Source organism: Pseudomonas sp. NFACC13-1 (assembly GCF_900104425.1).
GTDB classification, from domain to species: domain Bacteria; phylum Pseudomonadota; class Gammaproteobacteria; order Pseudomonadales; family Pseudomonadaceae; genus Aquipseudomonas; species Aquipseudomonas fluorescens_AA.
In genome coordinates, this window is the sequence record NZ_FMXV01000027.1 from 15,640 (window position 1) to 40,893 (window position 25,254).

At 62.4% G+C, this 25,254-nt stretch carries 27 protein-coding genes; 11 read left to right on the top strand and 16 right to left on the bottom strand.

The window, feature by feature from the left end:
* Positions 1-55: 55 nt before the first annotated feature.
* From BLQ55_RS25245 to BLQ55_RS25255, 3 genes are read left to right on the top strand one after another with little or no spacing between them, the layout of a single operon-like run.
* On the top strand, positions 56-673 hold the full coding sequence (locus BLQ55_RS25245; protein WP_092257945.1) for a chalcone isomerase family protein: 618 nt from the start codon (positions 56-58) through the stop codon (positions 671-673).
* Positions 618-1,157, top strand: coding sequence for a DUF3833 domain-containing protein (locus tag BLQ55_RS25250; RefSeq protein ID WP_092257948.1), 540 nt, complete (start codon positions 618-620; stop codon positions 1,155-1,157). The genes BLQ55_RS25245 and BLQ55_RS25250 overlap by 56 nt, the downstream gene beginning before the upstream one ends.
* A complete protein-coding gene (locus BLQ55_RS25255; RefSeq protein WP_092257951.1) occupies positions 1,154-1,459 on the top strand; it encodes a DUF6482 family protein in 306 nt (101 codons plus the stop codon). Before BLQ55_RS25250 ends, BLQ55_RS25255 begins: the two co-directional genes overlap by 4 nt.
* Positions 1,460-1,479: 20 nt before the next feature.
* On the opposite strand, the gene BLQ55_RS25260 is transcribed toward BLQ55_RS25255, so the two are convergent.
* The 8 genes from BLQ55_RS25260 to BLQ55_RS25295 all read right to left on the bottom strand — a co-directional run bounded on the left by BLQ55_RS25260 (position 1,480) and on the right by BLQ55_RS25295 (position 8,603).
* Positions 1,480-1,968: a DUF2878 domain-containing protein gene (locus BLQ55_RS25260; protein WP_092198479.1), complete on the bottom strand. Its 489-nt coding sequence runs from the start codon at positions 1,966-1,968 to the stop codon at positions 1,480-1,482.
* A 6-nt stretch (positions 1,969-1,974) separates the two neighbouring features.
* Entirely contained in the window at positions 1,975-3,237 is a 1,263-nt protein-coding gene (locus BLQ55_RS25265; protein WP_092257954.1) for an SAM-dependent methyltransferase, read from the bottom strand.
* Positions 3,209-4,024 (bottom strand): DUF1365 domain-containing protein, encoded by an 816-nt coding sequence (locus BLQ55_RS25270; protein ID WP_092257957.1) that lies wholly within the window; start codon positions 4,022-4,024, stop codon positions 3,209-3,211. Before BLQ55_RS25270 ends, BLQ55_RS25265 begins: the two co-directional genes overlap by 29 nt.
* Entirely contained in the window at positions 4,021-5,268 is a 1,248-nt protein-coding gene (locus BLQ55_RS25275) for an NAD(P)/FAD-dependent oxidoreductase (RefSeq protein ID WP_092198488.1), read from the bottom strand. Before BLQ55_RS25275 ends, BLQ55_RS25270 begins: the two co-directional genes overlap by 4 nt.
* A 3-nt stretch (positions 5,269-5,271) precedes the next feature.
* On the bottom strand, positions 5,272-6,027 hold the full coding sequence (locus tag BLQ55_RS25280; RefSeq protein ID WP_092198490.1) for an SDR family NAD(P)-dependent oxidoreductase: 756 nt from the start codon (positions 6,025-6,027) through the stop codon (positions 5,272-5,274).
* Positions 6,024-6,446 (bottom strand): nuclear transport factor 2 family protein, encoded by a 423-nt coding sequence (locus BLQ55_RS25285; RefSeq protein ID WP_092257960.1) that lies wholly within the window; start codon positions 6,444-6,446, stop codon positions 6,024-6,026. The genes BLQ55_RS25280 and BLQ55_RS25285 overlap by 4 nt, the downstream gene beginning before the upstream one ends.
* 181 nt (positions 6,447-6,627) lie before the next feature.
* Positions 6,628-7,713: an alkene reductase gene (locus BLQ55_RS25290; RefSeq protein ID WP_092257963.1), complete on the bottom strand. Its 1,086-nt coding sequence runs from the start codon at positions 7,711-7,713 to the stop codon at positions 6,628-6,630.
* Between the two features lie 50 nt (positions 7,714-7,763).
* Positions 7,764-8,603, bottom strand: coding sequence for a pirin family protein (locus tag BLQ55_RS25295; protein WP_092257966.1), 840 nt, complete (start codon positions 8,601-8,603; stop codon positions 7,764-7,766).
* A 123-nt stretch (positions 8,604-8,726) separates the two neighbouring features.
* Here BLQ55_RS25295 and BLQ55_RS25300 point away from each other — a divergent pair, with 123 nt between their 5' ends.
* The 6 genes from BLQ55_RS25300 (at position 8,727) to BLQ55_RS25325 (ending at position 14,694) form a co-directional block, all read left to right on the top strand.
* The gene (locus BLQ55_RS25300) at positions 8,727-9,641 is read left to right on the top strand and encodes a LysR family transcriptional regulator (RefSeq protein WP_092257969.1); all 915 of its coding nucleotides are present in this window, start codon (positions 8,727-8,729) and stop codon (positions 9,639-9,641) included.
* A gap of 248 nt (positions 9,642-9,889) precedes the next feature.
* Positions 9,890-11,215 carry a flavin-containing monooxygenase gene (locus tag BLQ55_RS25305; RefSeq protein WP_092257972.1) on the top strand — a complete coding sequence of 442 codons (1,326 nt, stop codon included), beginning with the start codon at positions 9,890-9,892 and terminating at the stop codon, positions 11,213-11,215.
* Positions 11,215-11,625, top strand: coding sequence for a RidA family protein (locus tag BLQ55_RS25310; protein ID WP_003182257.1), 411 nt, complete (start codon positions 11,215-11,217; stop codon positions 11,623-11,625). Before BLQ55_RS25305 ends, BLQ55_RS25310 begins: the two co-directional genes overlap by 1 nt.
* Before the next feature lie 10 nt (positions 11,626-11,635).
* A complete protein-coding gene (locus BLQ55_RS25315) occupies positions 11,636-12,310 on the top strand; it encodes a DUF1028 domain-containing protein (RefSeq protein WP_092257975.1) in 675 nt (224 codons plus the stop codon).
* The gene (argE, locus tag BLQ55_RS25320) at positions 12,303-13,472 is read left to right on the top strand and encodes an acetylornithine deacetylase (RefSeq protein WP_092257978.1); all 1,170 of its coding nucleotides are present in this window, start codon (positions 12,303-12,305) and stop codon (positions 13,470-13,472) included. Before BLQ55_RS25315 ends, argE begins: the two co-directional genes overlap by 8 nt.
* Positions 13,473-13,653: 181 nt before the next feature.
* The gene (locus tag BLQ55_RS25325; RefSeq protein ID WP_092257981.1) at positions 13,654-14,694 is read left to right on the top strand and encodes an ABC transporter substrate-binding protein; all 1,041 of its coding nucleotides are present in this window, start codon (positions 13,654-13,656) and stop codon (positions 14,692-14,694) included.
* 154 nt (positions 14,695-14,848) lie between these two features.
* Here the strand turns inward: BLQ55_RS25325 and BLQ55_RS25330 are convergent, their stop codons facing one another.
* From BLQ55_RS25330 to BLQ55_RS25365, 8 genes are all read right to left on the bottom strand, one after another.
* Positions 14,849-15,760: a LysR family transcriptional regulator gene (locus tag BLQ55_RS25330; protein ID WP_092198517.1), complete on the bottom strand. Its 912-nt coding sequence runs from the start codon at positions 15,758-15,760 to the stop codon at positions 14,849-14,851.
* A 210-nt stretch (positions 15,761-15,970) separates the two neighbouring features.
* On the bottom strand, positions 15,971-17,173 hold the full coding sequence (locus BLQ55_RS25335; RefSeq protein ID WP_092257984.1) for an NAD(P)/FAD-dependent oxidoreductase: 1,203 nt from the start codon (positions 17,171-17,173) through the stop codon (positions 15,971-15,973).
* Positions 17,174-17,404: 231 nt separating this feature from the next.
* Positions 17,405-17,779 carry a response regulator transcription factor gene (locus BLQ55_RS25340; RefSeq protein WP_092198523.1) on the bottom strand — a complete coding sequence of 125 codons (375 nt, stop codon included), beginning with the start codon at positions 17,777-17,779 and terminating at the stop codon, positions 17,405-17,407.
* 187 nt (positions 17,780-17,966) lie between these two features.
* Positions 17,967-18,785, bottom strand: coding sequence for a helix-turn-helix transcriptional regulator (locus BLQ55_RS25345; protein ID WP_092257987.1), 819 nt, complete (start codon positions 18,783-18,785; stop codon positions 17,967-17,969).
* A gap of 5 nt (positions 18,786-18,790) precedes the next feature.
* Complete coding sequence (locus tag BLQ55_RS25350; RefSeq protein ID WP_092198529.1) at positions 18,791-19,330, bottom strand: kinase inhibitor; 540 nt, start codon at positions 19,328-19,330, stop codon at positions 18,791-18,793.
* A gap of 101 nt (positions 19,331-19,431) precedes the next feature.
* On the bottom strand, positions 19,432-20,091 hold the full coding sequence (locus tag BLQ55_RS25355) for a response regulator transcription factor (RefSeq protein WP_092257990.1): 660 nt from the start codon (positions 20,089-20,091) through the stop codon (positions 19,432-19,434).
* Complete coding sequence (locus tag BLQ55_RS25360; RefSeq protein ID WP_092257993.1) at positions 20,088-21,539, bottom strand: sensor histidine kinase; 1,452 nt, start codon at positions 21,537-21,539, stop codon at positions 20,088-20,090. The genes BLQ55_RS25355 and BLQ55_RS25360 overlap by 4 nt, the downstream gene beginning before the upstream one ends.
* A 325-nt stretch (positions 21,540-21,864) precedes the next feature.
* Positions 21,865-22,875: a GlxA family transcriptional regulator gene (locus BLQ55_RS25365; RefSeq protein ID WP_092258066.1), complete on the bottom strand. Its 1,011-nt coding sequence runs from the start codon at positions 22,873-22,875 to the stop codon at positions 21,865-21,867.
* Positions 22,876-23,079: 204 nt separating this feature from the next.
* Here BLQ55_RS25365 and BLQ55_RS25370 point away from each other — a divergent pair, with 204 nt between their 5' ends.
* Positions 23,080-24,087 (top strand): ABC transporter substrate-binding protein, encoded by a 1,008-nt coding sequence (locus BLQ55_RS25370; protein ID WP_092141298.1) that lies wholly within the window; start codon positions 23,080-23,082, stop codon positions 24,085-24,087.
* Between the two features lie 111 nt (positions 24,088-24,198).
* Positions 24,199-25,191, top strand: coding sequence for a helix-turn-helix domain-containing protein (locus BLQ55_RS25375; protein WP_092257996.1), 993 nt, complete (start codon positions 24,199-24,201; stop codon positions 25,189-25,191).
* The last annotated feature ends 63 nt before the right edge of the window (positions 25,192-25,254 follow it).

Genomic DNA, 25,254 nt, shown 5'->3' on the forward strand with positions numbered 1-25,254 from the left:
AATACATATCCATGTACAATTATTGGGGCGTCCTCGAGAAACTGGTGGCGTGCCCATGATCAGGTCGTTCGCGTTCAGGAAAAGCCTGGTCCGATGCATGGTTGGCCTGCTTGTACTGTATTGCGCCCATGCCTTGTCCGATTGGCGGGCCGCACTGCCGGGCACACGGCTGGTCGGGCAGGCCGATTTCACCTGGTTCGGGTTCGAGGTGTATCAGGCGCGATTATGGAGCGCAGCCTTGCAGCCCGGCCTTGAAACGGCGTTTGCCTTGGAACTCGATTACCGGCGCGCCATCAGCGCGCAAACCCTGGTCGAGACCAGCCTTGCGGAAATGCAACGCATCAGGGGCGCGCCCTTGGACGCCGGGCGTCTGGAAGCATGGCGAGGTCACATGCAGCAGGCCTTTGTCGACGTAAAGCCGGGAAGTCGCATTACCGGCGTCAACCTGCCGGGGCGCGGTTGCCGTTTCTATGTGAATGGGCAGCTGTCCCACGAGGTAATGGACCCAACATTCGCCCGAGCCTTCTTCGCCATTTGGCTTGACCCGGCGAGCAAGGATAAAAAGCTTAGGAGTCAGCTACTTGGGCTTCAAACTTCACGTGATACAGGAGTCGCCCATGACCCGTTTTATGTTGGCGTTGCTGGTGATGTTGGGTCTGACCAGTTGCGGTAATGTCGATGTCGACCGCTACGCCGACCAGCAACCCCGGTTGGACCTGGCGCATTTTTTCAGTCAGCCCGTCAAGGCCTGGGGCATTTATCAAAAACGCTCGGGTGAAGTGATCAAGCGTTTCGAGGTGGACATTGCCAGCCACCACGAGGGGGATCGATTGATCCTGGATGAGCGTTTCCTCTACAGCGACGGCACACGTCAGCGGCGGGTCTGGACGTTGACACCCGAGGGGGCCGGACGCTGGCGCGGGCGTGCCGACGACGTGATCGGTGAAGCCCGGGGAGAAGTGGCCGGCAATGCACTGCGCTGGCAGTATCGATTGAACCTGCCGGTGGACGGTTCGACCTATGAAGTGACCTTCGATGATTGGATGTACCTGATGGATGACGACACGCTGATCAACCGTTCGAGCATGAGCAAGCTGGGTGTCGAGTTGGGCCAGGTGACCCTGTTTTTCCGGCGTCAGGCCGCAGGCATGCCATGACCTTGCAGGACTTGACCGACCTGGCCGTTGATGGCCGGATCCACGAACTGGAACTCTTGTCCCTGGAAGGCGGGCTCTACGTATTGCTCGCCCGGATGGACAGCGGATGGCATAGGCTGCTCGACGAGTCGGGCAAGACGTTGCCGGTACGCTCCACCACCCACCTGAGGGAATTGCTGCGTTTCGTGCCGCGCCTGCCGTGCATGTTGGTGCAACAGGTGGTCCATGATGAGATGTGTGGTCAGCGTGAGGGCGTCGTCGAGCCATTGCGCATCCCGTTGTTTCTGGACGAACCCTGGTAGCGTCTCGCTGGCGCCCTGGGTCAGCGCGATTCGGCCAGGCGCAACGCCAGCGGCAGCCATAAGCCCCACAGTGGTGCCAGGAGCAGAGCGGTTGCGAGGGGGCCGAGGGGGAGCGTTACCCCGGCCAGCGGCGCGCCCACCCAATAGGCCAGCGGCCCGCCAACCATCCCCGCCAGCACACCGCGCCAGGCCGGTCTTGTGGCCCAGGCCAGGCTATGGCGCAAACCGGTGGCGAAGACCAGCCAGAGCAGCGCCAGCCAAAATGGCAACGGACCTTGCTCGAACACGAACACGCCCAGCGCACCCAGGCTCCAGTCCAGCAACATGCCGCAGAGGCCGACGCTGATCACCGCGTGGCACTCGGCCCTGGGCGCCGGGCTGAATGCCAGGTGGGCGAGCAGGCCACCGGCTACAGCCAGCAGCCAGCCCGGCTGATGGGCACCGGCCACGCAGCCCCACCAGCCCAGTTGCAGCCAGAGCGCGTTGATCAGCAGGCCGCTGCGGCTCATCGGGCTTTACCGTTGTTCCGGCAGGAACGACGGGCGGGCAGCGGGACCGGCGAACAACAACTGGGCAACGCCGATGGCACGTTCCTGGAAGCCCCCTTCGCAGTAGCACAGGTAGAACTCCCACAGGCGCTGGAAGGTTTCGTCATAGCCCAACTCCGACAAAGCCTGGCGCGATTGGCGGAAGTTCTCGTGCCAGTGGCGCAGCGTGCGGGCGTAGTGCGCACCGAAATCCTCGAGGTGCAGCAGGTTGAGTGGCGTCTGTGTGCTGGCGGTGCTCAACAGGATCGACAGCGATGGCAGGGCGCCGCCGGGAAAGACATGGCGCTGGATAAAATCCACCGAGCGCCGGGCTTGGGCATAGCGCTGGTCACGGATGGTGATCGATTGCAGCAACATCAAACCGTCATCCTTGAGTCGTGCGGCGCAGCAGCGGAAATACTCAGGCAGGTAGCGATGCCCGACGGCCTCGATCATTTCGATGGACACCAGCTTGTCGTAGCGTCCCTGCAAGTCGCGGTAGTCCTGGCGCAGCACCTGCACACGGGGTTGCAGGCCCAGCGCCTCGACACGCTGCAACGTATGGCGGTATTGCTCGTCGGACAAGGTCGTGGTGGTGACCTTGCAACCATAGTGTGTCGCCGCATGGATCGCGAGGCTGCCCCAGCCCGTACCGATTTCCAGCAAGTGGTCGCCGGGACGCAGGTCAAGCTTGCGGCAAATGCGCTCCAGCTTGTTGCGCTGGGCGTCTTCCAGGCTCTGCTCGGGGCTTTCGAACAGCGCGGCGGAATACATCATGGTGGGATCGAGCAGTCGTTCGAACAACTCATTGCCCAAGTCGTAGTGAGCCATGATATTGCGCCGCGAGCCTTGGCGATTGTTGCGGTTGAGCCAGTGCAACCCACGCATCAGCGGGCGGCTGAGGCGTGCCAGGCCGCTGTCCATGGCGTCGAGCACTTCCAGGTTGGCCACGAACAGGCGTGTCACGGCGCTCAGGTCGGCGCTGCGCCAGTAGCCGCGGATATAAGCCTCGCCGGCACCGATGGAACCGTTGCCGGCGATCATGCCCCAGGTGGCGTCGTCGAGAATCTCGACCTCGGCCACCAATGGGCTGGCGAGGTCGCCGAAACTCAGCGGCGCGCCATCGACCGTCAGGCGCAGGTGGCCGTGACGCAGGCGGCGCAATTGGCCGAGCACGGCCTGCTTGAAGAAGCCGCCGTTGAACAGGCAGAAGCTGCCGGCCTTAGTGACGCTCAGGGTGGGTTCGGGCATGGTCGGAGTCCTTGTGGGCTGTTTCGCCAATACTCAGGTCGCCCTGGCTGGCCTGGTGTGCGTGCAGGGGGGTGCGTTTGAACAGCAGGCGCAGGGCCTGCCAGTAGATGGCGCTGACGGTGCGCAGGCTCATCCATGGGAATGCCAGGACATGACGGCGCAGCGACCGGCCATCGAGAGGCTGGCGCTCGAGCGTGAGGTGGGCCTCGAACACTTTGTGCCCGGCGCGCCAGTTCTCCATGTGCACACGGATACGGGCGTCCTGGACCAGGAAACGCATGCGGTAGTCCATGTCCCGGGGCAGGAACGGTGAAACATGGAACGCCTTGGCCACCTGGAATGCCTGGGGCTCGCCCGGGCGCACGGGCAGCACATAGTGGTAGCGTTCGCGCCATGGGGTATTACGCACTTCGCAGAGGATCGCTGACAGGCGGCCATCGGTTTCGTGGCAGAAATAAAAACTCACCGGGTTGAACGACAGGCCCCAACTGCGTGGCTGGGTCAGCAGGTGGATCGCACCTTGCGGAGCCGTGCCCAGGCTTTCGGCGAGGATCTCGCGTACGGCGTCGACCAGGGGGACGCCCAGGTGGGTGCGCGCTGGCAGGTAATCGCGCTCGCGCCAGCACAGCGGCGCCAGGATCCATGGTTGCAGCAGGCGCGACAGGCCCAGCACGTTCTGCTGTTCGGCGAGATCCAGGTACAGCATCCCGATCGGATAACGAAAGGCGTGGACGCGCGGGGTATGACGCCGATGGTCGATCCAGCCGCGACACAGGCTGCTGTTCACAGGTGCTCTCCGAAATGCTCCGCGACGTGGAGTGCGCTGACCACACCGTCTTCATGAAAACCGTTGGCCCAATAGGCTCCGCAGAAATAGCTGTGCCGCTGCCCTTGCAACTCACCCTGGCGGACCTGTGCGGCGACGCCGGCGAGGCTGTACTGGGGATGGGCGTAATCGAAGCGTGCGAGCACCAGGGCCGGGTCGACCGCATCGCTCTGGTTCAGGCTCACGCAAAAGGTCACCGGCGCGTCCAGGCCCTGGAGGATGTTCATGTTGTAGGTCAGCGCGGCCGGTGCCTGGGGTGGTCCGCCGAGGCGGTAGTTCCAGCTTGCCCAGGCCTGGCGCCGCCTTGGCAATAGTCGGGTGTCGGTGTGCAGCAGCACTTCGTTGCTGGCGTAGGCCAAGGCACCGAGGACCTCGGTTTCTTCAGCGCTGGGAGCCTCGAGCAGGGCGAGGGCCTGATCGCTGTGGCAGGCGAACACCACTTTGTCGAAGCGCTCGGTGCCTGCGGCGCTGGTCACACTGACCCCGGCGGCGTCCCGGCTGACGCATTGCACCGGGCAGTCGAGTCGGATGTGTTGGCGGAACCCGGCGCACAACGGGGTGATGTAACCGCTCGAGCCGCCTTCGATCACGCGCCATTGCGGACGGTGGTTGACTGACAGCAGGCCGTGGTTGTGGCAGAAGCGCACGAAGAATTGCAGTGGAAACTCCAGCATCCGGGCCGGCGACATCGACCAGATCGCCGAACCCATGGGCACGATGTAGTGATCGATGAAACGCTGGCCGTAACCGCGGCTGTGCAGGTAGTCACCGAGCCGCGTGGCGCCGTCGATGCGTTGCGCCTGCAGATCGGCCGTTGCCTGCCGGTTGAACCGCAGGATGTCTCGCAGCATGCCCCAGAAACCGGGTGACAGCAGGTTGCGTCGGCGGGCGAACAGGCTGCTCAGGGTGTGGCCCTTGTATTCCTGCCCGGTGGCCGGGTCGTGCACCGAGAAACTCATTTCCGTAGGGCGCGAAGCGACACCCAACTGGTCCAGCAGGCGAATGAAGTTCGGGTAGGTCCAGTCGTTGTACACGATGAAACCGGTATCCACGCCATAGCGTCGGCTTTGCCAATCGACCTCTACGGTATGGGTGTGGCCCCCGATCCGGCCGTCGGCCTCGAAAAGGGTGATCTGATGGCGACGGTTCAACAGGTAGGCGCAGGTCAACCCGGAAATACCGCTGCCGATGATTGCGATGCGCATGTCTCAAGATTCCTTGGAGGGGCGTGCCAGGCGCCGGCCCAGGGCCAGCCGCCAGCGGGCGGGCAACTGTCCGAGCAGGCGCAGGACGGCGGTGAAGGCCCAGGGAAATGCGATGTCCAGCGGCCGTGCCGGCAAGCGCCGGGCGATATGCCGTGCGGCCCGTTGCGCTGACCAGCGCATGGGCATGGGGAAGTCGTTGCGCCGGGTCAGCGGGGTATCGACGAAACCGGGGCTCACCAGCGTGACGTCGATGCCTTCGGCGGCCAGGTCGATGCGCAGGGATTCCACCAGGTAGCGTAACGCCGCCTTCGAGGCACCGTAGGCGCCAGCGCGCGGCAGGGCCAGCCAGGTGACCGCGCTGCCCACCACCACCAGATGCGGGCGTTGGCCCCGGCGCAACAAGGGCAAGGCCGCCTCCAGGCAATGGCTGGTGCCGAGCAGGTTGGTGGTGATGACACGTTCGACGAGGCGGGTATCGAAATACCCAGGCTCCAGGTATTCGCAGGTCCCGGCGTTGAGGATCACCAGATCCAGCGTCAACCATTCACGCTCGATCTGCTGGCAGACCAGGGCGACCTGGCTCGGGTCGGTCAGGTCGCCCGGCAGTGCCAGCACGTGGTCCGGATAGCGGGCCGCCAACGCCTGCAAGGGTTCTGCCTGGCGCGCGCTCAATGCCAGGTGATGGCCTTGTTCCAGCAACTGCGCCGCGAGGGCCGCGCCAATGCCGCTGCTGGCTCCGGTCAGCCAGATGCGGCTCATGCCAGCCTCCGCTTGAGCCAGCGGACCGCCGGTCCCAGCAATGGCAGGTGTTCGTAGAGCAGGGCGCCGGCGTCGAAGAAATCCTGGTGATGGTAGACACGATCCGTCCAGCGCAAATGGCTGCAGCCCTGCAAGGCAATGGGGGCGCCGCCTGCCAGGCGTGGGTGCCGAAAATGCAAGGTCCAACGCAGATAACCTTCACCGGAATCGACCTCATCGAACGCGTGGAAGTCGTAGCGCACGTCACTGGCGTTGGCATACAACTGCGCAAAGTACTCACGCAAGGCGGTCAGGCCTTCGATCCGGTGCAAGGGGTCCTGGAAATGGATGTCGACGCTGTAGAGCTCATCGAGCTCGCCGAGGCGACTGGCGTCCAGCTTGGCGAAAGCCTGGGCGAAACGCTGGAGATAGGCGGACATGCTAGGCTCCGAAATATTGTACAGAAGACTATTTCTGTACAAGTTTTAGCAGCCTACTTCAGGGGTTGTACATTTGAAAGTTTTTTGTACAAGAAAATGCAAATTTGTACAATTCTAGTCGAGACAGGAGCAGGGCGCCGCAAGCCCTGCTTTGCGTCTTGCGGGCTCCCGTTCTACTGGATCATTGCGCCCGGGCTTCGGCCAGGGTCGGATAATCCGTGTAGCCACGTTCTTCGCCTTGGTAGAAGGTCGCTGCGTCGGGTGTGTTCAATGACTCACCCTGTTTGAAGCGCTCCACCAGGTCCGGGTTCGCCAGGAATGGGGTTCCGAACGCGACCAGGTCCGCTTCGCCACGACCGATGGCATTGCCCGCACGTTCCGCGCTGTAACCGCCGTTGGCAATGTAGGGGCCACCGAAGCGGCGCTTGAGTTCGAGGAAGTCGAACGGGCCTTCACCCAGTTCCACGATGTGCAGGTAGGCCAGGCCATAACGGCTGAGCATCCGGGCTGCGTATTCGAATGTCGCCTGTGGGTTGCTGTCGCTCATCGAGAAGTAACTGAAGATCGGCGACAGGCGTACGCCGACCCGGCTGGCCCCGAAGACTTCGATCACCGACTCGACCACTTCCTTGAGGAAGCGGGCACGATTCTCGACCGAGCCGCCGTAGGCATCGGTGCGTTGGTTGGTGCCGTCACGCAGGAACTGGTCGATCAGGTAGCCATTGGCGCCATGGATCTCCATGCCGTCGAAGCCGGCCAGCTTCGCGTTGACAGCGGCCTGGTGGAAGTCGGCCACTACTTCGCTAATTTCATCGAGGGCCAAGGCCCGTGGCAGTTCGTAGGGCTTGAGGCCTTCGGCGGTGTAGATCTCGCCATCGGCCTTGATCGCCGAGGGCGCTACCGGCAGTGCGCCGTCCTGCTGCACCAGCGGATGGGAGAGCCGGCCCACATGCCACAGCTGGAGGAACATCTGTCCGCCTTGGGCGTGGACCGCGTCGGTCACTTGCTTCCAACCGGCGACTTGTTCGCTGGTGAAGATGCCGGGCGTTCGCAGGTAGCCCTTGCCCTGGGCCGAGACCTGGGAGCCTTCGCTGACGATCAGGCCGGCGCTGGCGCGTTGGCTGTAGTACTCGGCCATGAGCGGCGTGGCCACGTCACCCGCACCTGCACGGCTGCGGGTCATCGGCGCCATGATCATGCGGTTTTTCAGGGACAGCTTGCCGAGTTGGACACGGGACAGCAGAAGATCGAGACCGATGTCAGTCATGATGCACCTCTAAGGAATGGGGGATGGACAGGTATTGAGTCGAGGGTCGGTCAGCCCAACCGACCCTCTTGCTGCAAAAGGGCGCCGATGCGCTGGATTTCTTGCTCGCCTTTTTCCAGGGCTGCCTCGCTGGTGTGCACGGAGTAATCACCCATCACCAAGTCGTGGGGATGCTTGACCGCCGAGCCGAGCACGAAGGAGGTCGCGCCCCGGGCAATGATGTCGATGGCTGCGCCGGACTCTTCGAAGACCACTATTTCCCCGGCATTGACGCGACCGCCGGCGTCGAGGCTGCCGTCGTTGACCGCCAGCCAGGCAACGGTGTGCCCAGCCGGTGGCGTATAGCGCCAGCGTTCCTGGTCTTTCAACTGCACGGCCAAGTAGTTCATGCCCGCCGGGGCTGCAACGCTGCTGCGAGCCGCGCCATGTTGACCGAGCAACACCCGCGCCGGACCTTCCCGGGGGATATCGGCGGGTGCCAGGTAGACGCTGTGGGCTGGAGCGTTTTCTGCAGCGGCCGGTAGTGCGACCCAAAGCTGGAAGCCATGGATCGACGAGCTGCCGACCGGCCGGGCGTCGTGCCATACGCCGTTACCGGCTTGCATCCACTCCATGCCACCGCTGGGCAGTACACCCGATTGCCCGGTGGTGTCTTCGTAGGCCACCTGACCTTCGATCATGTAGGTCAGCGTCGCGATCCCGGAATGCGGGTGCATGCCGAAACCTCTGTGCATGGCGTCGGCCTTGAAGGCGAAGAGGTCGAGAAACACAAAGGGCTTGCAGAGTTGGCCGAGGTCGCCCGGACTCATGAGGCGGGTGATCGGCCCGTGGCGGTTGCCCCGGGTGCGGTGGACGATGGTGCGCGATGGTGCTGCGACGATGCTGTTCATGGGTGACCTCGGATGCTTGAGCGTTGGTGGCCTCGATGCGAGCAGGATAAGTGCCTGGAAATAGATTGATTAGTCGATACAATCGGATTGAACTCATCCAAGAAATGAAGGAATGGCGACCTGATGCTCGATCTGAATGATGTCGCCCTGTTTGTCCAGGTGGTGCGCAGCGGCAGCTTTGCCGAAGCCGCCAGGCGGCTGGGCATGCCGTCCAATACCGTGAGCCGGCGCGTCCAGCAGTTGGAGACGCAATTGGGGACGCGACTGCTGCAACGCTCCACCCGCAAACTCACGCTGACTCAGGTGGGGCAGGGGTTCTATGAGCGCTGCGTCGGCGCTGTGGACGGGTTGACCGAGGCGGGGCAGGAACTGATGAAGGGCAGCGATGAGCCCAGTGGCCTGGTGCGTATCGCGGCGATGGCGGATTTCTTCGATTTTTTCCCGATGCAATGGGTGGCCGATTTCCTCGCTGCCCATCCGCGAGTGCAATTGGATTTCGTCCTCAGCGACGATCGTGTCGACCTGATTGCCGACCGCATCGACGTGGCCTTTCGCGGCGGCCCGCTACAGGACTCCGGCTATGTCGGTCGCCAACTGCTGAGCAACGAAGGCGACGGCATGGTCGCCAGCCCTGCCTACCTCGCCGCACGGGGAATGCCTGCGGCGTTGCAGGACCTGGCTCACCATGACAGCGTGAGCTTCGCCCATCCCAGCGGCTTGAGTCACTGGCGGCTCATTGGTCCGGACGGCACCGAAGAGGAGGTGCAGGTCCCCAGCCGTTTCAACGCCAACACCGCTCAAGCCTTGCGCAAGGCGGCGGTGGCGGGCCTGGGCATCGCCGTGCTGCCTTCGGCGGTGAGCAGCGTCGACCTGGAAGCCGGAAGGCTGGTGCGTGTACTGCCACAGTACCGGCGCATCGGCTTTGGCCTGAATGTGCTTTACCCCAGTCGGCGGCAATTGCCCCTGGCGGTCTCGGCGTTCATTGCGCTGGTGATGGAAAAGCTGGAGCTCAAGGCGTTTCCGGCGCGGTTGGAGTAGGCCGGTCAGTAACATCCATTCCCTTCAGATCTTGACCCCTCTTGAAACGCCTGATCCCTCGTCGGGCGTTCACCCAGTTTTTTCCTTCCCAGCAACGATAAAAACCCTCGTTTCGCAAATTCCCGCCTGCCAACACAATCGCCTCGACACCTCATCTCGATAACCGCAACCGCGGAACAACAAGAACACCGAACCCGAGGCGGCGCCATGCCGGCCTGAATCGAACCTATTGTCGGAAGTGCACAGACATGCCTGTTGAAACTCTACACATCGATACGCTCGTCATAGGCGCCGGCCAGGCCGGCGTGGCCATGAGTGAGCACCTGAGCCGGCAAGGCGTGCCTCACCTGGTGGTCGAGCGCGACCGGATTGCCGAGGCCTGGCGCACGGCGCGTTGGGATTCGCTGGTGGCCAATGGGCCGGCCTGGCACGACCGCTTTCCGGGGTTGGAATTCGAAGGGCTCGACCCGGATGCCTTCGCGACGAAGGACCAGGTGGCCGATTACTTCGAAGCCTATGCCCGTCAGTTCAACGCACCGATCCGTACCGGCGTGGAGGTCCGGGGCGTCGAGCGCAATATCGGCCGTCCTGGCTTCACCGTTGAAACCTCCGAAGGCCTGATCGAAGCGATCCACGTGGTCGTCGCTACCGGGCCCTTCCAGCGGCCGGTGATTCCACCGATTGCGCCGGACATGGCGACGGTCACCCAGCTTCACTCGGCTCAATATCGCAACCCCGGGCAATTGCCCGAGGGGGCTGTGTTGGTGGTGGGTGCCGGGTCGTCAGGGGTGCAGATCGCCGACGAACTGCAGCGCGCCGGCAAGCAGGTCTATCTCTCGGTAGGGGCTCATGATCGTCCGCCCCGGGCTTATCGCAACCGCGATTTTTGCTGGTGGCTGGGCGTGCTCGGCGAATGGGATGCGGAGGCCGTCAAGCCTGGCAAGGAGCACGTCACCATCGCGGTAAGCGGTGCCCGTGGTGGGCATACCGTGGATTTCCGTCGGCTGGCCCACGAAGGCATCACCTTGGTGGGCCTGACGAAAGCGTTCAAGGGCAGCGTGGTGACCTTCGAAGACAACCTGGCCGAGAACATCGCCCGCGGCGACGAAAACTACCTGGCGCTGCTGGATGCCGCCGACGCCTACATCGCCCGCAACGGCCTGGACCTGCCGCTTGAACCTGAAGCTCGTCACCGGCTGCCTGATCCGCAATGCCTGACCCAGCCGATCCTGGAACTGGACCTGGTCGCCGCCGGCGTGACCAGTGTCATCTGGGCCACCGGCTACTCGGTGGATTACAGCTGGTTGAAGGTCGACGCTCTTGGCGCCAATGGCAAGCCTCGGCATCAGCGTGGTGTTTCCAGTGAACCGGGCCTGTATTTCGTCGGCTTGCCCTGGCTGTCGCGACGGGGTTCGGCGTTCATCTGGGGCGTCTGGCATGACGCCCGGCATATTGCCGACCACATCGTGAAACAACGCATTTACCTCGCCTATCAAGATGCTGCCCAGCGCCAGGCTTCGGCACTCGACAGCGATTCACACCGTTCGAAAACCGGTCTCACGGGAGTTCGTTGATGCCTACTCACACGCGTATTCGCATGTTCAATACCAAGGACACCTACCCGAACCAGACGCTGGACAACGACCTGTGCCAGGCCGTGCGCGCCGGCAACACCGTCTATGTGCGCGGCCAGGTCGGCACCGATTTCGACGGCCAGTTGGTGGGGCTGGGCGATCCTCGCGCCCAGGCCGAGCAGGCCATGCGCAACGTCAAGCAATTGCTGGAAGAGGCCGGCAGCGACCTGAGCCACATCGTCAAGACCACGACCTACCTGATCGACCCGCGCTATCGCGAGCCGGTGTACCAGGAGGTCGGCAAGTGGCTCAAGGGCGTGTTTCCGATTTCCACCGGCCTGGTGGTCAGTGCCCTGGGCCAGCCGCAGTGGCTGATGGAAATCGACGTGATCGCGGTGATCCCTGAGTAAGGAACGGAACATGACCTTTTCCATCGTTGGGCGCTGTGCCGAAACCGGCCAGTTGGGCATCGCCATCAGTTCCTCGAGCATTGCCGTCGGTGCCCGTTGCCCCTGGTTGCGCGCGGGCGTCGGCGCGGTGTCGAGCCAGAACATTACTCTGCCGGCCCTGGGCCCGCAGGTTCTCGATGAACTGGCGGGCGGCCTGGCGGCGCAAGCGGCGCTGGAGCGGACCTTGGCGCGCAACGGCTACAGCCAATACCGGCAAGTGGCGGTGATCGATGCCGAGGGCCGCACGGCGATTTTCAGCGGCGAGCATACCCTGGGCACCCACAACGCCGTGACCGGTGAGCAATGCGTGGCGGCCGGCAATCTGTTGGCCAACGCTGCGGTGATCGAGGCCATGGTCACGGCCTTCGAACAGAGCGGTGGTTGTCTTGCCTCACGCTTGATGAGCGCGTTGCAGGCCGGGCAGGCGGCGGGCGGGGAGGCCGGGGCGGTGCATTCGGCGGCGCTCTCGGTGGTCGATGACCTGACCTGGCCCATCGTCGATCTGCGGGTGGATTGGGCCGAGGAAAATCCCATCGGCGAGCTGGAAAAACTCTGGCTCGCCTATCAGCCGCAATTGCAGGATTACCTGACCCGTGCGCTCAACCCGACCCTGGCGCCGAGTTATGGAGTGCCGGGCGATGAGTGAGCCGCGCAGTCGCGCGCTGCTGGCCGAGCTGGTGAGCTTTGCCACGGTCAGCCGCGATTCGAACCTGGCCTTGATCGAGTTCGTGCGCGACTACTTGCAAGGGCTGGGCGTGAACAGCGAGCTGATCTACAACGCCGAGCGAACCAAGGCCAACCTGCTGGCGAGCATTGGCCCGGCGGTGCCCGGTGGCGTGGTGTTGTCCGGGCACACCGATGTGGTGCCGGTGGACGGGCAGGCCTGGACGGTCGAGCCGTTCTGCCTGACCGAGATGGACGGTAAATGGTTCGGGCGCGGCACGGCGGACATGAAGGGTTACCTGGCCTCGGTGCTCGCGGCGGTGCCGGTGTTCTTGTCCAGCCCGCTTCGGCGACCGGTGCACCTGGCGTTTTCCTATGACGAAGAGGTGGGTTGCCTGGGCGTTCACAGCTTGCTGGAGGCGTTGGTCCGGCGGATTGCACAACCGGCCCTGTGCCTGATTGGCGAGCCCACCCAACTCCGACCGGTGCTGGGGCACAAAGGCAAGCTGGCGATGCGTTGTCATGTCCGGGGGGCGGCTTGTCATTCGGCCTATGCCCCTTACGGGGTCAACGCCATCGAACAGGCGGCGCGCCTGATCGGACGGTTGGGCGAGATCGGCGCGCAGCTGGCCGAACCCTCGCGGCACGACCCGCGCTTCGACCCGGCGTTTTCCACAGTGCAGGTCGGGGTGGTCCACGGCGGCACGGCGCTGAACATCGTTCCGGCGGACTGTCGTTTCGATTTCGAGGTGCGCGCCTTGCCGGATTTCGATCCCCTCGTGGTGGCTGAGCAGTTGCAAGGTTATGCCGAGCAGACCCTGCTGCCGGCCATGCGGGCGGTGGCGGGGGATACGGCGATCCGCTTCGAACCGTTGTCGGCCTACCCGGGCCTGGCCACTTCGCCTGACAGCGCGGCCGCCCGACTGGTTGCGCAACTGTGCGGCAGCGACGCGTTCGGCACCGTCGCCTTTGGCACCGAAGGCGGCCTGTTCCATCAGGCCGGGGTGCCGACGGTGGTCTGTGGCCCCGGCAGCATGGACCAGGGGCACAAGCCCGACGAATACGTGAGCGTTGAGCAAATGGCCGCCTGCGACCGCTTGATGGATCGGCTGGCGAGCTATCTCTGTGAGCCCAATGATTGCTGACCGCAAGGTGCCTGAGGAGGACGATTTCAATGGAAGGAGATTCCTCGCGGTCAGCCAGGCGACACCTATGAACAGGCCGACAAGAGCCTTTGCTGTAGACCTTGCCGCCCGTATTTACGGTCACTTTTGAGTCCCGTCACCGGCTCGTGCGGGCGAGCCGGTATTTTCGAGGAACCGCTTCATGTCCAGATCCTTGCGTTGCAATATTGCGTGTGCCCTGGCGTTGCTGAGTACCAGTGTCCTGGCCGCGCCACAGAGCCTGACCGTGATTTCCTTCGGCGGCGCCACCAAGCAGGCCCAGGACAAGGCCTACTTCCAACCTTTCAACGCCAGTGGCGCGGGAAACATCGTGGCTGGCGAATACAACGGTGAATTGTCGAAGATCAAGGCCATGGTCGCCGCCGGCCACACCAGCTGGGACGTGGTCGAAGTGGAAAGCCCCGAGCTGTTGCGCGGCTGTGAGGAGGGGCTGTTCGAGAAACTCGACCTGGCCGGCCTTGGCGACCCGGCGAACTATGTACCGGGAGCGCTCAATGAATGTGGGGTCGCCACCTACGTCTGGTCGATGGTCCTGGCCTATGACCAGAGCAAGCTCGCCAAGGCACCCAAGTCCTGGGCGGACTTCTGGAACGTTGCCGAGTATCCGGGCAAACGCGGCCTGCGCAAGGGCGCCAAGTACACCTTGGAAATCGCCTTGCTGGCCGACGGGGTCAAGGCGCAGGACGTGTACAAGGTGCTGAACACCCCGGAAGGCGTGTCCCGGGCATTCGCCAAGCTCGACCAGATCAAGCCGAACATCCAATGGTGGGAAGCCGGCGCGCAACCGGCCCAGTGGTTGGTGGCGGGGGACGTGGCGATGAGTGCGGCCTACAACGGGCGCATCGCGTCGGCGCAGAAAGAAGGCATGAAACTGAGCATCGTCTGGCCGCAGAGCCTCTACGACCCGGAGTACTGGGCCGTGGTCAAGGGTACGCCGAACAAGGCCCTGGCCGAGCAGTTCATTGCCTTTGCCAGCCAGCCGCAGACCCAGAAGGTGTTTTCGGAAAACATCCCTTATGGGCCGGTGCACCGCAAGACACTGGCGCTGTTGCCGACGGCGGTACAGGAACAGTTGCCCACCGCCGAGGCCAACCTGGCTGAAGCCCAAGCCGTGGACGCGGAGTTCTGGGTCGACCATGGCGAGGAACTGGAACAACGCTTCAACGCCTGGGCGGCTCGCTAGACACCGAACCGAGCTTGCTCGCGCAGGGACGCGCAGAGGTCGTGTAGGAGCTGTGTAGGAGCTGACGAGTGCAACGAGGCTGCGATCTTTCCCCAGACACTTGAATCTCAAGCGAAAGATCAAAAGATCGCAGGCTTCGCCAGCTCCTACGCCCTCAGGCCAGCCATTGCCTGAACTGTTCCTTGCAGTAGTCCACAAATAACTGCGCCGGTTTGGTGAGGTGCGCGCGCTTGAGCCAGCCTGCCACCAGCGCCGAACCGGTCACGTCCTCGGCGATGTCGACGCACACCAGGTGTTGCCCATCGTAGGTGCAGGCGGACTGCGGCCGGGTCACCAGTACGGCAAAACCAAAGGACTGGCCGACCATGCCCCGCACCATCTCGATGGACGGCGAGCTGAAGACAATGTTGGGCGTCAGGCCCAGCTCCTCGAAAATGCTCACGAAATAGGTGCGACTGGGCTGCACGTCCAGCAGGATCATCGGTTCGAGGGCCAGGTCGCGCAGCGATACCTGGGCCTGATCGGCGAAGCGATGCCCCGCCGGCAACAACGCGTAGGGGCGTTGCGGCGCCGTCAATGCTTCGGTCTCGATGGTACTGTCGAGGTCGTGTTCATAGAAAATCGCCAGGTCGAAACGCCCCCCCGTGAGGCCCTGCACCAGCTCCTGTTGCTCGCCATCCTGCACGCGGATTTCCACCCCCGGGAAGCGCTGGCGAAAACCCGCGATCAGCCGTGGCAGGTAGAGCGGGGCGACGGTTTCGAAGCAGCCGATGTCGATCTGCCCGCTGACCACATCGTTATCGGCCAGTGCGTTCTGCTCGAACTCCCGGGCCATGCGCAACAGCTCCTGGGCCTTGCGATAGAAGCGCGCGCCGCCGGGCGTCAGCGATACGCCCTGGGCGTGATGACGAATGAGCAATTGCACACCGAAACTGTCTTCCAAGCCCTTGATGGCGGAGGCGATCGACGGCTGGGCGATGTACAGCTTGCGAGAGGCTTCGGCGACGCTGCCACATTCGACGGTGGTGACGAAGTACTTCAGCTGACGCAAGGAATAGGACGCCACGGCACACCTCGATCCGGATGATTTCTGCCTACCTTACCTTGTGCACGGAGGACGGTGGGCGGGCATTGATACGGATTTTGCTGGGCAGTGACGATATTCAGGCTGGCTTGGTGACGAGCGCCGAAAAAAACGCCTGCCCAAGGATCGTTGGCAGGCGTCCGGGAAAGACCGGCGCAGAAAGGAGGGACTGGCCGGGGGCGGAAACGGGTTTCAGGCTACCGGGATCGACGGGTCGGCGGCGGCCAGGGCGGTTGCGCGATCAGCCGCGGGCGGGTAGATCCACACCGTGTTGATCCGGGTCTTGAGCTCCTTGGCTTCCTGCCCGACCAACTTGAGCTGGCGATCCCAGCCTTCCGTGTACACCGCGCCCCAGGCACCTAGGTCCAGGCAGGTCACATACTTGGGTTGGCTGTAGGCCATCGGCGCGACGCCCAGCAAGTCGGCCGCGACGTTGTTGCCGGCATAGCGGCCCAGGGCGATGGCGTGCTGGCAGGACATCACCGCATAGTTGCCCAGCGTGTCGGTGGCGGCGTAGGCCACGTCACCGCTGGCAAATATGTCGTTCTGGCCCAGGACTTTCAGGTTGGCATCGACGTGCAGGCGACCCTGGCGATCGCGGGTGGCGGGTACCTGCTGGGTCAACGGACTGGCGCGGAACCCCACGGTCCAGATCACGGTATGGGACTCGATACGCTGGCCGCTCGACAGGGTGACACCCCTGGCGTCCACCGATTCGACCGAGGCGTTGAGGATCCACTCGATACCCAGGTGCTCGGACGCTTCGACAATGGATGGACGTATGCCGTCGCCCAACGCTGCGCCAATCTGCGGCCCGCGATCCACCACGATGACCCGGATGTCCGCGTCTTCGCCGAGGACCGCGCGCAGGCGTGCGGGCATTTCGGTGGCGGTTTCGATCCCGGTAAAGCCGCCACCGGCCACCACCACGGTGTTACGGGCCGGGCTGTCCGGCAGATTTTTCAGCGACTTGATATGGGCTTCGAGACGGGTAGCCTGTTCGATTTCATCAACGTCGAAGGCATGCTCGATCATGCCTTCAAGTTCGGGACGAACCAACTGGCTGCCCGCCGCGAGCACCAGTCGGTCATAGCCCAGGGTGCCCTGGGTACCGAACACATCCACATAGCCCACCCGTTTGTTGTCGACATCGATACTGCTCGCCGAGCCTTGTACGAATTTCACGCCCACCGCGTCGAACAGACTACCCAGCGGCGCAGCCATGGTGTGAACGTCCGGCTCGTAGAAACGAGGACGAATGCGCAGTTCAGCCTGGGGGGCCAGGACACTGATCTCCACGTCATGACGACCGTGTCGGTCCAGCAGCCGGGCCGCGCTCAATGCGCTCCAGACCCCGCCGAAACCTGCGCCGACGACCAGAATACGTTGTTTCATGATGAGCTCCCGAAGACAAAATCGTTGAATGGTTCAACTGTTTCAGCGTGACCGTGTCGCGAAGTACTCCAAAATCGCCTGGCTGCAATGAGTTGCCATCGAGCACATTCAGTTTCGGTTCGCTGTAGGGAAGCTTATTGGCAGGACCTGTGGTTAACACTTCTACATAAGGTCATCGCGCCTATGCCTGGGTAGGAGGGATCTATACGAAGGTATGAGGGCGCGACGCAGTCAAGCAGACCGGGCAAGTACCGCTTCGATGCAGGCGATCAATTCGGCGCAGTCGAAGGGTTTCGGGAAAAACGCCACCGGCTCGGGTGTACCGGCGCTGACACGGGGGGGCACGCCAGGGTATCCGGTGATGAAGATGATCGGAGGATGAATGCCCAGGGTCGACAATCGATCGTACATCTGGATGCCCGTCATGCCAGGCATTTGAATATCCGATATCAGGCACGCTGTGTTTTCAAGTTCGCAGGAAGATAAGAAATCCAAGGCGCTGGCGTATGTTTTAACCCGATATCCGTGGGAACGTAACAAACCATCCAATGCAATTCGAACTGACTCATCGTCATCAATGATTGAAATGATTGCAGTGCTGGACATGTCGATACCTGGAGTTTGATATCAGGTAGCCATAAAGGCGCCCGTGTCACTGCAAGATACGCTGTCCAATGGCCCCGCCAAGTATACGTGTGTATGAACTTTCAACTGCTCGCCGCGCCATTCCCCCGCCCCGAAGATACCGATGGTGGGCCCGGTTATGTCGAGCGGAGGAATCTCACTGGAATGCTTAAATCGTTGCCCGCAATTCACGTGGCGACAGGCCATAGCGTGAGCGAAAGCGCACCGCAAAACGTGAGGCCGAGGCGTAACCGCAGGCTCCGGCAATTTCACCGATGGGACGAGACGTCGTTTGCAACCATTGCAATGCCGTCGCCAGTCGAACGCCCTCCAGGATGCTCCTGAAACTGTCCCCTTCATTCGCCAGTTGGCGGCGCAACGTCGACTCGCCCAGGTTAAGTTGCTGTGCAACGCTCGCAACCGTCCAGTCTCTCTCCGGGCTGCCCATCACCATCTGTTGCACACGTTCGCAAATGGGATCGTTGCGACCCATCAGCAGAGGGCCGATCTGGCCACCAAGGCACAGGCTCAGAAGAACCGCTTCCCCATAGAGCGTGCGTAACGCGCCCGGCGCGTTCCCATTGATAGAGACCAACAGCTGATTCCATGCCTGTGTCGTGTGCTTGTCCAGAGGGATGCATAGATCGGTCTTCAGTGCACCGCGACGGCTGATGATCTGTTGGCTGTATCGGCTGCTGAAGTTACGCAGTGTCGAGAGGGGAAAGGTGATCGCATCGGCGATGTAGTGGCCGTGAGGGCCGGGGAAGTTCGAGATACCAAGCTCGCGTCCGGCCGGCATCAGAATCAGATGTTGCGGCCCCGCGCGCATCTCCCGATCATCCCATTGCAACAGTTTTTCCCCCTGTCGCACTCGACACAGGGTGGTCACGAACACCGGTACCCTTGATAAGGTAAGGGGCTGTCGCGCCTGTATGACACACGCATCGATAATGTTTTCCCGGTGCTGTATGCCGTCACAAGGGCGCATCGTTTTTAACGTCCGTAAGTTGAAGTGATCGTCGCTTTGGCCAGGACGTTGGCATTGAGCATGTACCCAACCAAGGCGCCACTGGCCTCGCCGTCGAGGGGTAGCTTATCGACTTTCAATGCCCATACGGTGAATTGATAGCGATGGGGTTTATCCCCTACAGGTGGGCAAGCCCCGCCAAATCCTGGCTGGCCATAATCGGTTCGCCCTTGTACTGCACCGGCAGGCAGGTTCGCTCCCACTCCGCTTGGCAAGCTATGGGTAGAAGTGGGCAGGTTAACCACCGTCCAATGCCACCAACCGCTCCCAGTCGGCGCATCGGGATCGTAGACCGTGATCGCGTAGCTTTTGGTTCCTGCGGGGGCGTTTGTCCAGGAAAGTTCAGGGGACGTGTTGCCACCTTCGCAACCGAAGCCCTGGAACACTTCGCGACTGGTCAGCGGACGGTTGTCGGCAATATCCCGGCTGGTCAGTGAGAAGTCGGCAGCGTATCCACTGAATGCTGCTGCCAGGGTAAGTGCAGGCAGGATTGATCTGATTTTCATCGTGATTCCATCCGGGTCTTGAGTGAAATTCGAGTCTAGGCTGAACAAAGAGTGGTTACTGTGCCGAAACGCTCGGACAAAGTGCCGAAATGCTCGATTGACTATCGGCCTTTGTCAGCCGGGCGCCATTCCAGCACCTGGGCCATGCGTACCAGATCGGCAAACGAGTGTGCGCACATCTTGCGCATGGCCTGGCCACGGTGAATCTTGACCGTGATTTCACTCAAGCCCAGTTCCCCGGCGATCTGCTTGTTCATCAGGCCTGACACCGCCAGTGCCATGACCTGCTGCTCCCGGGGCGTCAATGTGGCGTAGCGGCCAAGCACTTGCTGATGGCCACGTTCGGCGTCGCGCCGCTGGCGGTCCTGGTGATGGGCGGCAGTCACCGCGTCGATCAGGTCTTGTTCGCGCAACGGTTTGGCGAGGAAATCCACGGCACCGGCCTTCATCGCTCGCACGGTCATGGCGATGTCACCGTGACCGGTCATGAACACAATCGGCAGTCGAACGTTGGCGGCGGCCAGCTCCCGCTGGCAATCCAGGCCGCTGGTGCCTTGCAGGCGCACATCCAGGACCAGGCAACTGGGCTGGTCGGGCCTGGGATGGTTCATGAACTGCGCGACCGAACCGAACAGATGGACCTGCAAGCCGATGGAGCGCAGCAGGCTGCCGAGGGATTGGCACAGCGGTGCGTCGTCATCAACGATATAGACGATGGGGGCGTTGTCGATGATCGGGCTTGAGGACTGTCTGGAGGTCATAGTCCGCTCCCCGACAGAACGGTGCCGGTGAGCCGCGGCAGCGCGAACCTGAACGAGGTGCCCTGGCCGGCCTCGCTGGTTGCCCAGATCCTGCCGTCATGGAAGTCGATGATGGACCTGCAGATGGACAGGCCCATGCCCAGGCCGTTTTCCTTGGTGGTGAAAAACGCATTGAACAAGGACGGCAGGTCCTCGGGGGCAATGCCGGTTCCGTGGTCAGTCACCTCCAGCAGCACTTCGTCACTCTCCGTCCAGGTGCGTATATGCAGGGTTCGTGCGTGTACCCTGACCCCGTCCATGGCATGACAGGCATTGATGATCAGGTTGATGATCACTTGCTGCAGTTGCACCCGGTCTGCGCTGACCTGGTCGTTTGGCGCTGCCAGGTCCACCTTGGCCCGGACTTTATGATGAGCCAGTTGCTGCTGGACCAGGTTCAGGGTCTCGCAGACGATGTCGTCCAGTCGCTCGGGCTGGCGCAACGGGTCGCACTTGCGCGACAGCGCCCTGATACCGCTGATGACCTCGCTGGCGCGACAGCCGTTGGCGACGATTCGGTCGAGGCAATCCAGGGCTTCCCCGAGATCGGGTTCCGGGCGTTTGAGCCAGCGGCGACAGGCCTCGCCGCTGCTGGTGATGGCCGTCAGTGGCTGGTTGACCTCATGGGCAATGGACGCGGCCATTTCCCCCAGGGAGGTCAAGCGAGTGACATGGGCCAGTTGGCTCTGGGCGCGAAACAATGCTTCTTCGGCCTGCTTGCTGGCCGTCACGTCCATGAGTGCGCCGAGATACTGGAAACGGCCATGCTGGACGAGCAGGGGGCTGGCGATCATGTGGATGTGCTTGATCCGCCCATCAGGCATCAGCAGCCGCAGCTTGACCTCGATCTGCGGTTCGCCAGCGATGGCCTGCTGGAAAACCCCGCGTGCCAACTCCAGGTCTTCAGGATGGGTGCGCTCCAGCATCATCGACACCGTTGGCGTCTTGCTGGGCGGGTACTCGAAAATCCGTGCCGATTCCTCCGACCAGGACAACGTTTGTCGATCACCGCGAAAGCCCATGCTGCCGGTCTGGCTCAGGCGCTGGGCGCCGGTCAGGTAAGCCTCGTTGTGCCGCAGGCTGTCGGAAGCCTGCTTGCTGCGCAGGGCCAGGAAAGCAATGGCGGACAGTGCGGTCAGGCAGCGGAAGAAGCCGGTGGTCGATTCCCAGCGGTGATAGCCGCCGTTGAACAGGAACATCGCGGTGAGCAAGCCCATGCACATCAGCGCGACGGTGATCACCAGATTGATGGAGAACAGGTTGGCCGCCATCAACAGCAAGGTGATGTACAGCAGGGTTGGCGCCAGGTCGGAATGGGTTTGGGAGTTGATGATGACAATGCCGCAGGCCACCACTAGGCCCACCGCCCAGCCGAGGGCGTTCACCAGTGGGTGGGTGCTGATTCCCATCGACGGCCGAGGCCCGCTCTGGCTTGGGCTGTATCGAAGGCTGTCATAGACGTTCTTGAGCATCGCGGAGGGTAGGGGCACGCTGGCAGACCTTTGGTTTTTTACGTGGTCTCGCTCTGGGATGTCGGGGCGACAGAGCATCGGTTCGTATCTTAGAAGCGCCGCTTTGCCTGAGGTAGGACATAAAACCCTGAAATCCCGCCAAGCGGTGCCAAAGAGAGGGGACCGCTGCGCGGCCCGGCGGGAGCAAGCTCCCTCGCCACTTCTGCCGTCGGCCCCAATCCAGGCGAGTAGCCTGACGGACAGTTGCGCAAGGGTTTCGCACTCAGCGAGAAAATCGGCTGCGATACTCCCGGGGGGATATCGAGAGATGGCGCTGAAATGTGTGGCGCATTCGTTCCTCGTCACCGAAACCGCAGGATCGGGCGATCTGGTCGATGTTGCGCGGGGAGTCTTCGAGCATTCGACGCGCCGCTTCAAGGCGGAACATCTCGATGGCTTTGGCCGGGGTCCGGCCGGTCTGGCGTTTATAGACACGGGCAAAATTGCGCGGGCTCATCCTGGCCTGCCGGGCCAGCCGTTCGACGGTGAGGTCGTTGTCGTCCAGGTGCTGGGAAATCCACACGTGCAGTTCATCGAAGCCGGCGCTCTCTTGCATCTGCAATTGCAACAGTTGGCTGAACTGCGCCTGCCCGCCGGGGCGCTTGAGAAACACCACCAGCTCACGGGCCACCTGCAAGGCCACATCGCGACCACAGTCGGCTTCGACCAATGCCAGGGCCATGTCGATGCCGGCGCTGACACCGGCCGAGGTCCACACGTTGCCCTGCTGGACGAAGATCGCATCGAGGTCCACCTCAACCGACGGGAAACCGCTCTTGAGCATCTCGCACATGGCCCAATGGGTGGCGGCACGGCGTCCGTCCAGCAAGCCGGCCTGGGCCATGAGGAAGGTGCCGCTGCACACCGATGCGGTGCGCCTGGCCTGGACCGAGGCCTTGCGCAGCCAGTGCACCAGGTCGACACAGTCGATCATCGCCTGCCGAATGTCCGGTGCGCCGGGGACGATCAGCGTGTCGATGAGTGTCCCGTCGAGCTCATGCAGGGCACGGGTGTTCACGACCAGGCCTTCGGCGCTTTGCATCAACCCGCCGGCCAGGCTCGCGGTGTGCATGGCGTAGCCGGGCAGGCCGCGCTCGGTCATGGCTTTGGTGGCGGCCCAGAACACGGTCTGGGCCCCGGTCAGGTCCAGCAAACCCATCTGCGGGTAAGCCAGGAATACCAGGGTGCGCGGCTGGGAAACGGACTCGGCGGCGATGCCGATATCCAGGCTCATCTCGTTCATGTTCGCTTCGCGCTGGTGTTCGTCAGGGGAGGTCTGCAAGGTTATCAAGGGAACGTGCCCATGAGGGCGATTCATGGGCTCGGATGCCGGACATTTAGGTGCTATTGATATGCTATTAAGGTATTTAAATTAATATTCTTATAGCTTTAAAGTCGTAGTCTTCAGTCTTTCACCTACTGTGAGGTTCACCAGACCATGGCTTTCAAGCGTCCTGCGCTCACCTTGTTGGTTTCCCTGGCGGCCACCGCGCTGCTCAATCCCTTGGCCCACGCCGAGGGCAAGATCAGCATCGCCCAGCAATTCGGTATCGGCTACCTGATCCTGGATGTGGTGCGTGACCAGCAGCTCATCGAGAAGCATGGCAAGGCCCAGGGCCTGGATATCAAAGTGGACTGGAACAGCATTTCCGGCGCGACGGCGATGAACGAAGCCTTGCTGACCGGCGCCCTGGATGTGGTGTCGGCAGGCGTTCCACCGATGCTGACGATCTGGGATCGGACCCGCGGCAAGCAGAACGTCAAGGCCATCGCCTCGCTGGGGTCGATGCCCAACTACCTGCTGACCAACAACCCGAACGTGAAGAGCCTCAAGGACTTCACCGACAAGGACCGGATCGCTGTCCCGGCCGCAGGGGTCGGATTCCAATCGCGCACGTTGCAGATCGAAACCGCCAAGGTGTTCGGCAACGATCACTTCAAGAAATTCGACGACATCTCGGTCAGCCTTCCGCACCCGGATGCGACGGCGGCGCTGATCGCCGGCCAGTCGGAGATCAATTCGCACTTCTCCAGCCCACCGTTCCAGTACCAGGCACTGCAAAGCCCCAACGTGCACAAGGTGCTCAGTTCCTATGATGTGCTGGGCGGGCCGGCGACGTTCAACGTGCTCTACACCACGGAAAAATTCCACGACGAAAACCCCAAGACCTACAAGGCGTTCTACGATGCCCTGGTAGAGGCGCAAGGCATCATCAAGGCCGACAAGCCGGCCGCTGCCCAGACCTACATCCGCGTAGAACAGTCCAAGTTGCCGCTGGCGTTGGTGGAAAAAATCGTCACCGACCCCGAAATCGACTTCACCGTCGTTCCGCAACGCACCTACATCTATGCCGAAAAACTGCATGAACTGGGCGTGTTGAAAAACAAGGCTGACAGCTGGAAGGACTATTTCTTCGAAGAGGCCCATGCCGACGCTGGCAGCTGAATCCGGGCCGGTTATCCGTTTTTGGCACAATTGCACGACCGCTCCACGGGGCGGAATGGAACTTGCCTGAGCTTTGACCCATAAGCCCTGGAATCATCAAAGGTCGGGTCAATGAACAATGACAACATGGCGCAGCCAGCGGTCTCGTCGGATGGGTTGCCGATGCTGCCGATCAATCGGTTTCGTACCACGGACATCGACGAGCACGCCCGCAACATGGGGGGCTGGCAGGTTTGCTATGACCAGTTGACCCCCGGTCGCTTCGACGGCGAGTTGATCGAGTTCCGCTCGGATTGGATGCAGTTGGTGCGCGACCGCTCTAATCAGGCCCTGACCAAGCAAGGCATGGCCTGGGAGGGCGCCATCACCTTCAGCGTGCCACTGAGTGCGGATGGGCCGGTCTTTTGCTCCGGGCACCCGATTGTCGAACCCAGCCTATTGGTCGCCCATGGGCATAACCTGCCTGAGTTGCGCACGCCCCAGCATCTGGATCTGCTCGGTGTCGCCATCGACGAGCAGGCGTTGGAGCATGTGCTGGAGCGGCAAGGCAGTCGCTTTCGAATTACCGATCTTCCCAAGTGTTACCGTCTTGGCAACTCGACGCTGCCCGCCGAGCTTGCGGCGTTGTTCGATGAGCTTGAAGGGGGCGAGCAGGGGCGTGATTCGTTGCTGGGGTACGAGTCGATTCGCCGGGGCCTGCGTGACACGGTGATGCTGCACATACTGGAACTGGTGGCGCCGGACGAGGCGCCGCCGCTCAGTCCCACGGCGCGCAAACGTATGGTCGACCGCGCCCGGGAGTACGCCCTGGCCCATGTCGATGAGCCGCTGTCGATCCTCGACCTGTGCAACCACATCGGTGCCAGCCGACGCAAACTGCAGTATTGCTTCCAAGAGACCCTGGGCATCAATCCGGTGGCTTATCTGCGGGCGTTGCGCCTCAATGCGGTGCGCCGTGAGCTGCGCAATGGCAATCAGGTGCTGGGGGTGCAGGAGGTGGCGGCACGCTGGGGGTTCTGGCATTTGAGCCGGTTTTCCAGTGATTACCGGACCCTGTTTGGTGAAACCCCGTCACACACCTTGCGTCGCACGCATCTGTGCTGAAAACGGATAACGGCTGACCGGCCGGCTCCCTAGGATGACCCCGACACCACATGGTCGGAGGGG

What these genes read in the sequence shown, in the direction of transcription:
- BLQ55_RS25245 (WP_092257945.1), top strand. Translation starts at nt 56, where the DNA reads ATGATCAGGTCGTTCGCGTTCAGGAAAAGCCTGGTCCGATGCATGGTT.
- BLQ55_RS25370 (WP_092141298.1), top strand. Translation starts at nt 23,080, where the DNA reads ATGGCTTTCAAGCGTCCTGCGCTCACCTTGTTGGTTTCCCTGGCGGCC.
- BLQ55_RS25295 (WP_092257966.1), bottom strand. Translation starts at nt 8,603, where the DNA reads ATGAACAGCATCGTCGCAGCACCATCGCGCACCATCGTCCACCGCACC.
- BLQ55_RS25290 (WP_092257963.1), bottom strand. Translation starts at nt 7,713, where the DNA reads ATGACTGACATCGGTCTCGATCTTCTGCTGTCCCGTGTCCAACTCGGC.
- BLQ55_RS25260 (WP_092198479.1), bottom strand. Translation starts at nt 1,968, where the DNA reads ATGAGCCGCAGCGGCCTGCTGATCAACGCGCTCTGGCTGCAACTGGGC.
- BLQ55_RS25300 (WP_092257969.1), top strand. Translation starts at nt 8,727, where the DNA reads ATGCTCGATCTGAATGATGTCGCCCTGTTTGTCCAGGTGGTGCGCAGC.
- argE (WP_092257978.1), top strand. Translation starts at nt 12,303, where the DNA reads ATGAGTGAGCCGCGCAGTCGCGCGCTGCTGGCCGAGCTGGTGAGCTTT.
- BLQ55_RS25355 (WP_092257990.1), bottom strand. Translation starts at nt 20,091, where the DNA reads ATGACCTCCAGACAGTCCTCAAGCCCGATCATCGACAACGCCCCCATC.
- BLQ55_RS25305 (WP_092257972.1), top strand. Translation starts at nt 9,890, where the DNA reads ATGCCTGTTGAAACTCTACACATCGATACGCTCGTCATAGGCGCCGGC.
- BLQ55_RS25265 (WP_092257954.1), bottom strand. Translation starts at nt 3,237, where the DNA reads ATGCCCGAACCCACCCTGAGCGTCACTAAGGCCGGCAGCTTCTGCCTG.
- BLQ55_RS25365 (WP_092258066.1), bottom strand. Translation starts at nt 22,875, where the DNA reads ATGAGCCTGGATATCGGCATCGCCGCCGAGTCCGTTTCCCAGCCGCGC.
- BLQ55_RS25375 (WP_092257996.1), top strand. Translation starts at nt 24,199, where the DNA reads ATGAACAATGACAACATGGCGCAGCCAGCGGTCTCGTCGGATGGGTTG.
- BLQ55_RS25255 (WP_092257951.1), top strand. Translation starts at nt 1,154, where the DNA reads ATGACCTTGCAGGACTTGACCGACCTGGCCGTTGATGGCCGGATCCAC.
- BLQ55_RS25280 (WP_092198490.1), bottom strand. Translation starts at nt 6,027, where the DNA reads ATGAGCCGCATCTGGCTGACCGGAGCCAGCAGCGGCATTGGCGCGGCC.
- BLQ55_RS25340 (WP_092198523.1), bottom strand. Translation starts at nt 17,779, where the DNA reads ATGTCCAGCACTGCAATCATTTCAATCATTGATGACGATGAGTCAGTT.
- BLQ55_RS25335 (WP_092257984.1), bottom strand. Translation starts at nt 17,173, where the DNA reads ATGAAACAACGTATTCTGGTCGTCGGCGCAGGTTTCGGCGGGGTCTGG.
- BLQ55_RS25310 (WP_003182257.1), top strand. Translation starts at nt 11,215, where the DNA reads ATGCCTACTCACACGCGTATTCGCATGTTCAATACCAAGGACACCTAC.
- BLQ55_RS25345 (WP_092257987.1), bottom strand. Translation starts at nt 18,785, where the DNA reads ATGCGCCCTTGTGACGGCATACAGCACCGGGAAAACATTATCGATGCG.
- BLQ55_RS25250 (WP_092257948.1), top strand. Translation starts at nt 618, where the DNA reads ATGACCCGTTTTATGTTGGCGTTGCTGGTGATGTTGGGTCTGACCAGT.
- BLQ55_RS25275 (WP_092198488.1), bottom strand. Translation starts at nt 5,268, where the DNA reads ATGCGCATCGCAATCATCGGCAGCGGTATTTCCGGGTTGACCTGCGCC.
- BLQ55_RS25285 (WP_092257960.1), bottom strand. Translation starts at nt 6,446, where the DNA reads ATGTCCGCCTATCTCCAGCGTTTCGCCCAGGCTTTCGCCAAGCTGGAC.
- BLQ55_RS25325 (WP_092257981.1), top strand. Translation starts at nt 13,654, where the DNA reads ATGTCCAGATCCTTGCGTTGCAATATTGCGTGTGCCCTGGCGTTGCTG.
- BLQ55_RS25315 (WP_092257975.1), top strand. Translation starts at nt 11,636, where the DNA reads ATGACCTTTTCCATCGTTGGGCGCTGTGCCGAAACCGGCCAGTTGGGC.
- BLQ55_RS25360 (WP_092257993.1), bottom strand. Translation starts at nt 21,539, where the DNA reads ATGGGAATCAGCACCCACCCACTGGTGAACGCCCTCGGCTGGGCGGTG.
- BLQ55_RS25350 (WP_092198529.1), bottom strand. Translation starts at nt 19,330, where the DNA reads ATGAAAATCAGATCAATCCTGCCTGCACTTACCCTGGCAGCAGCATTC.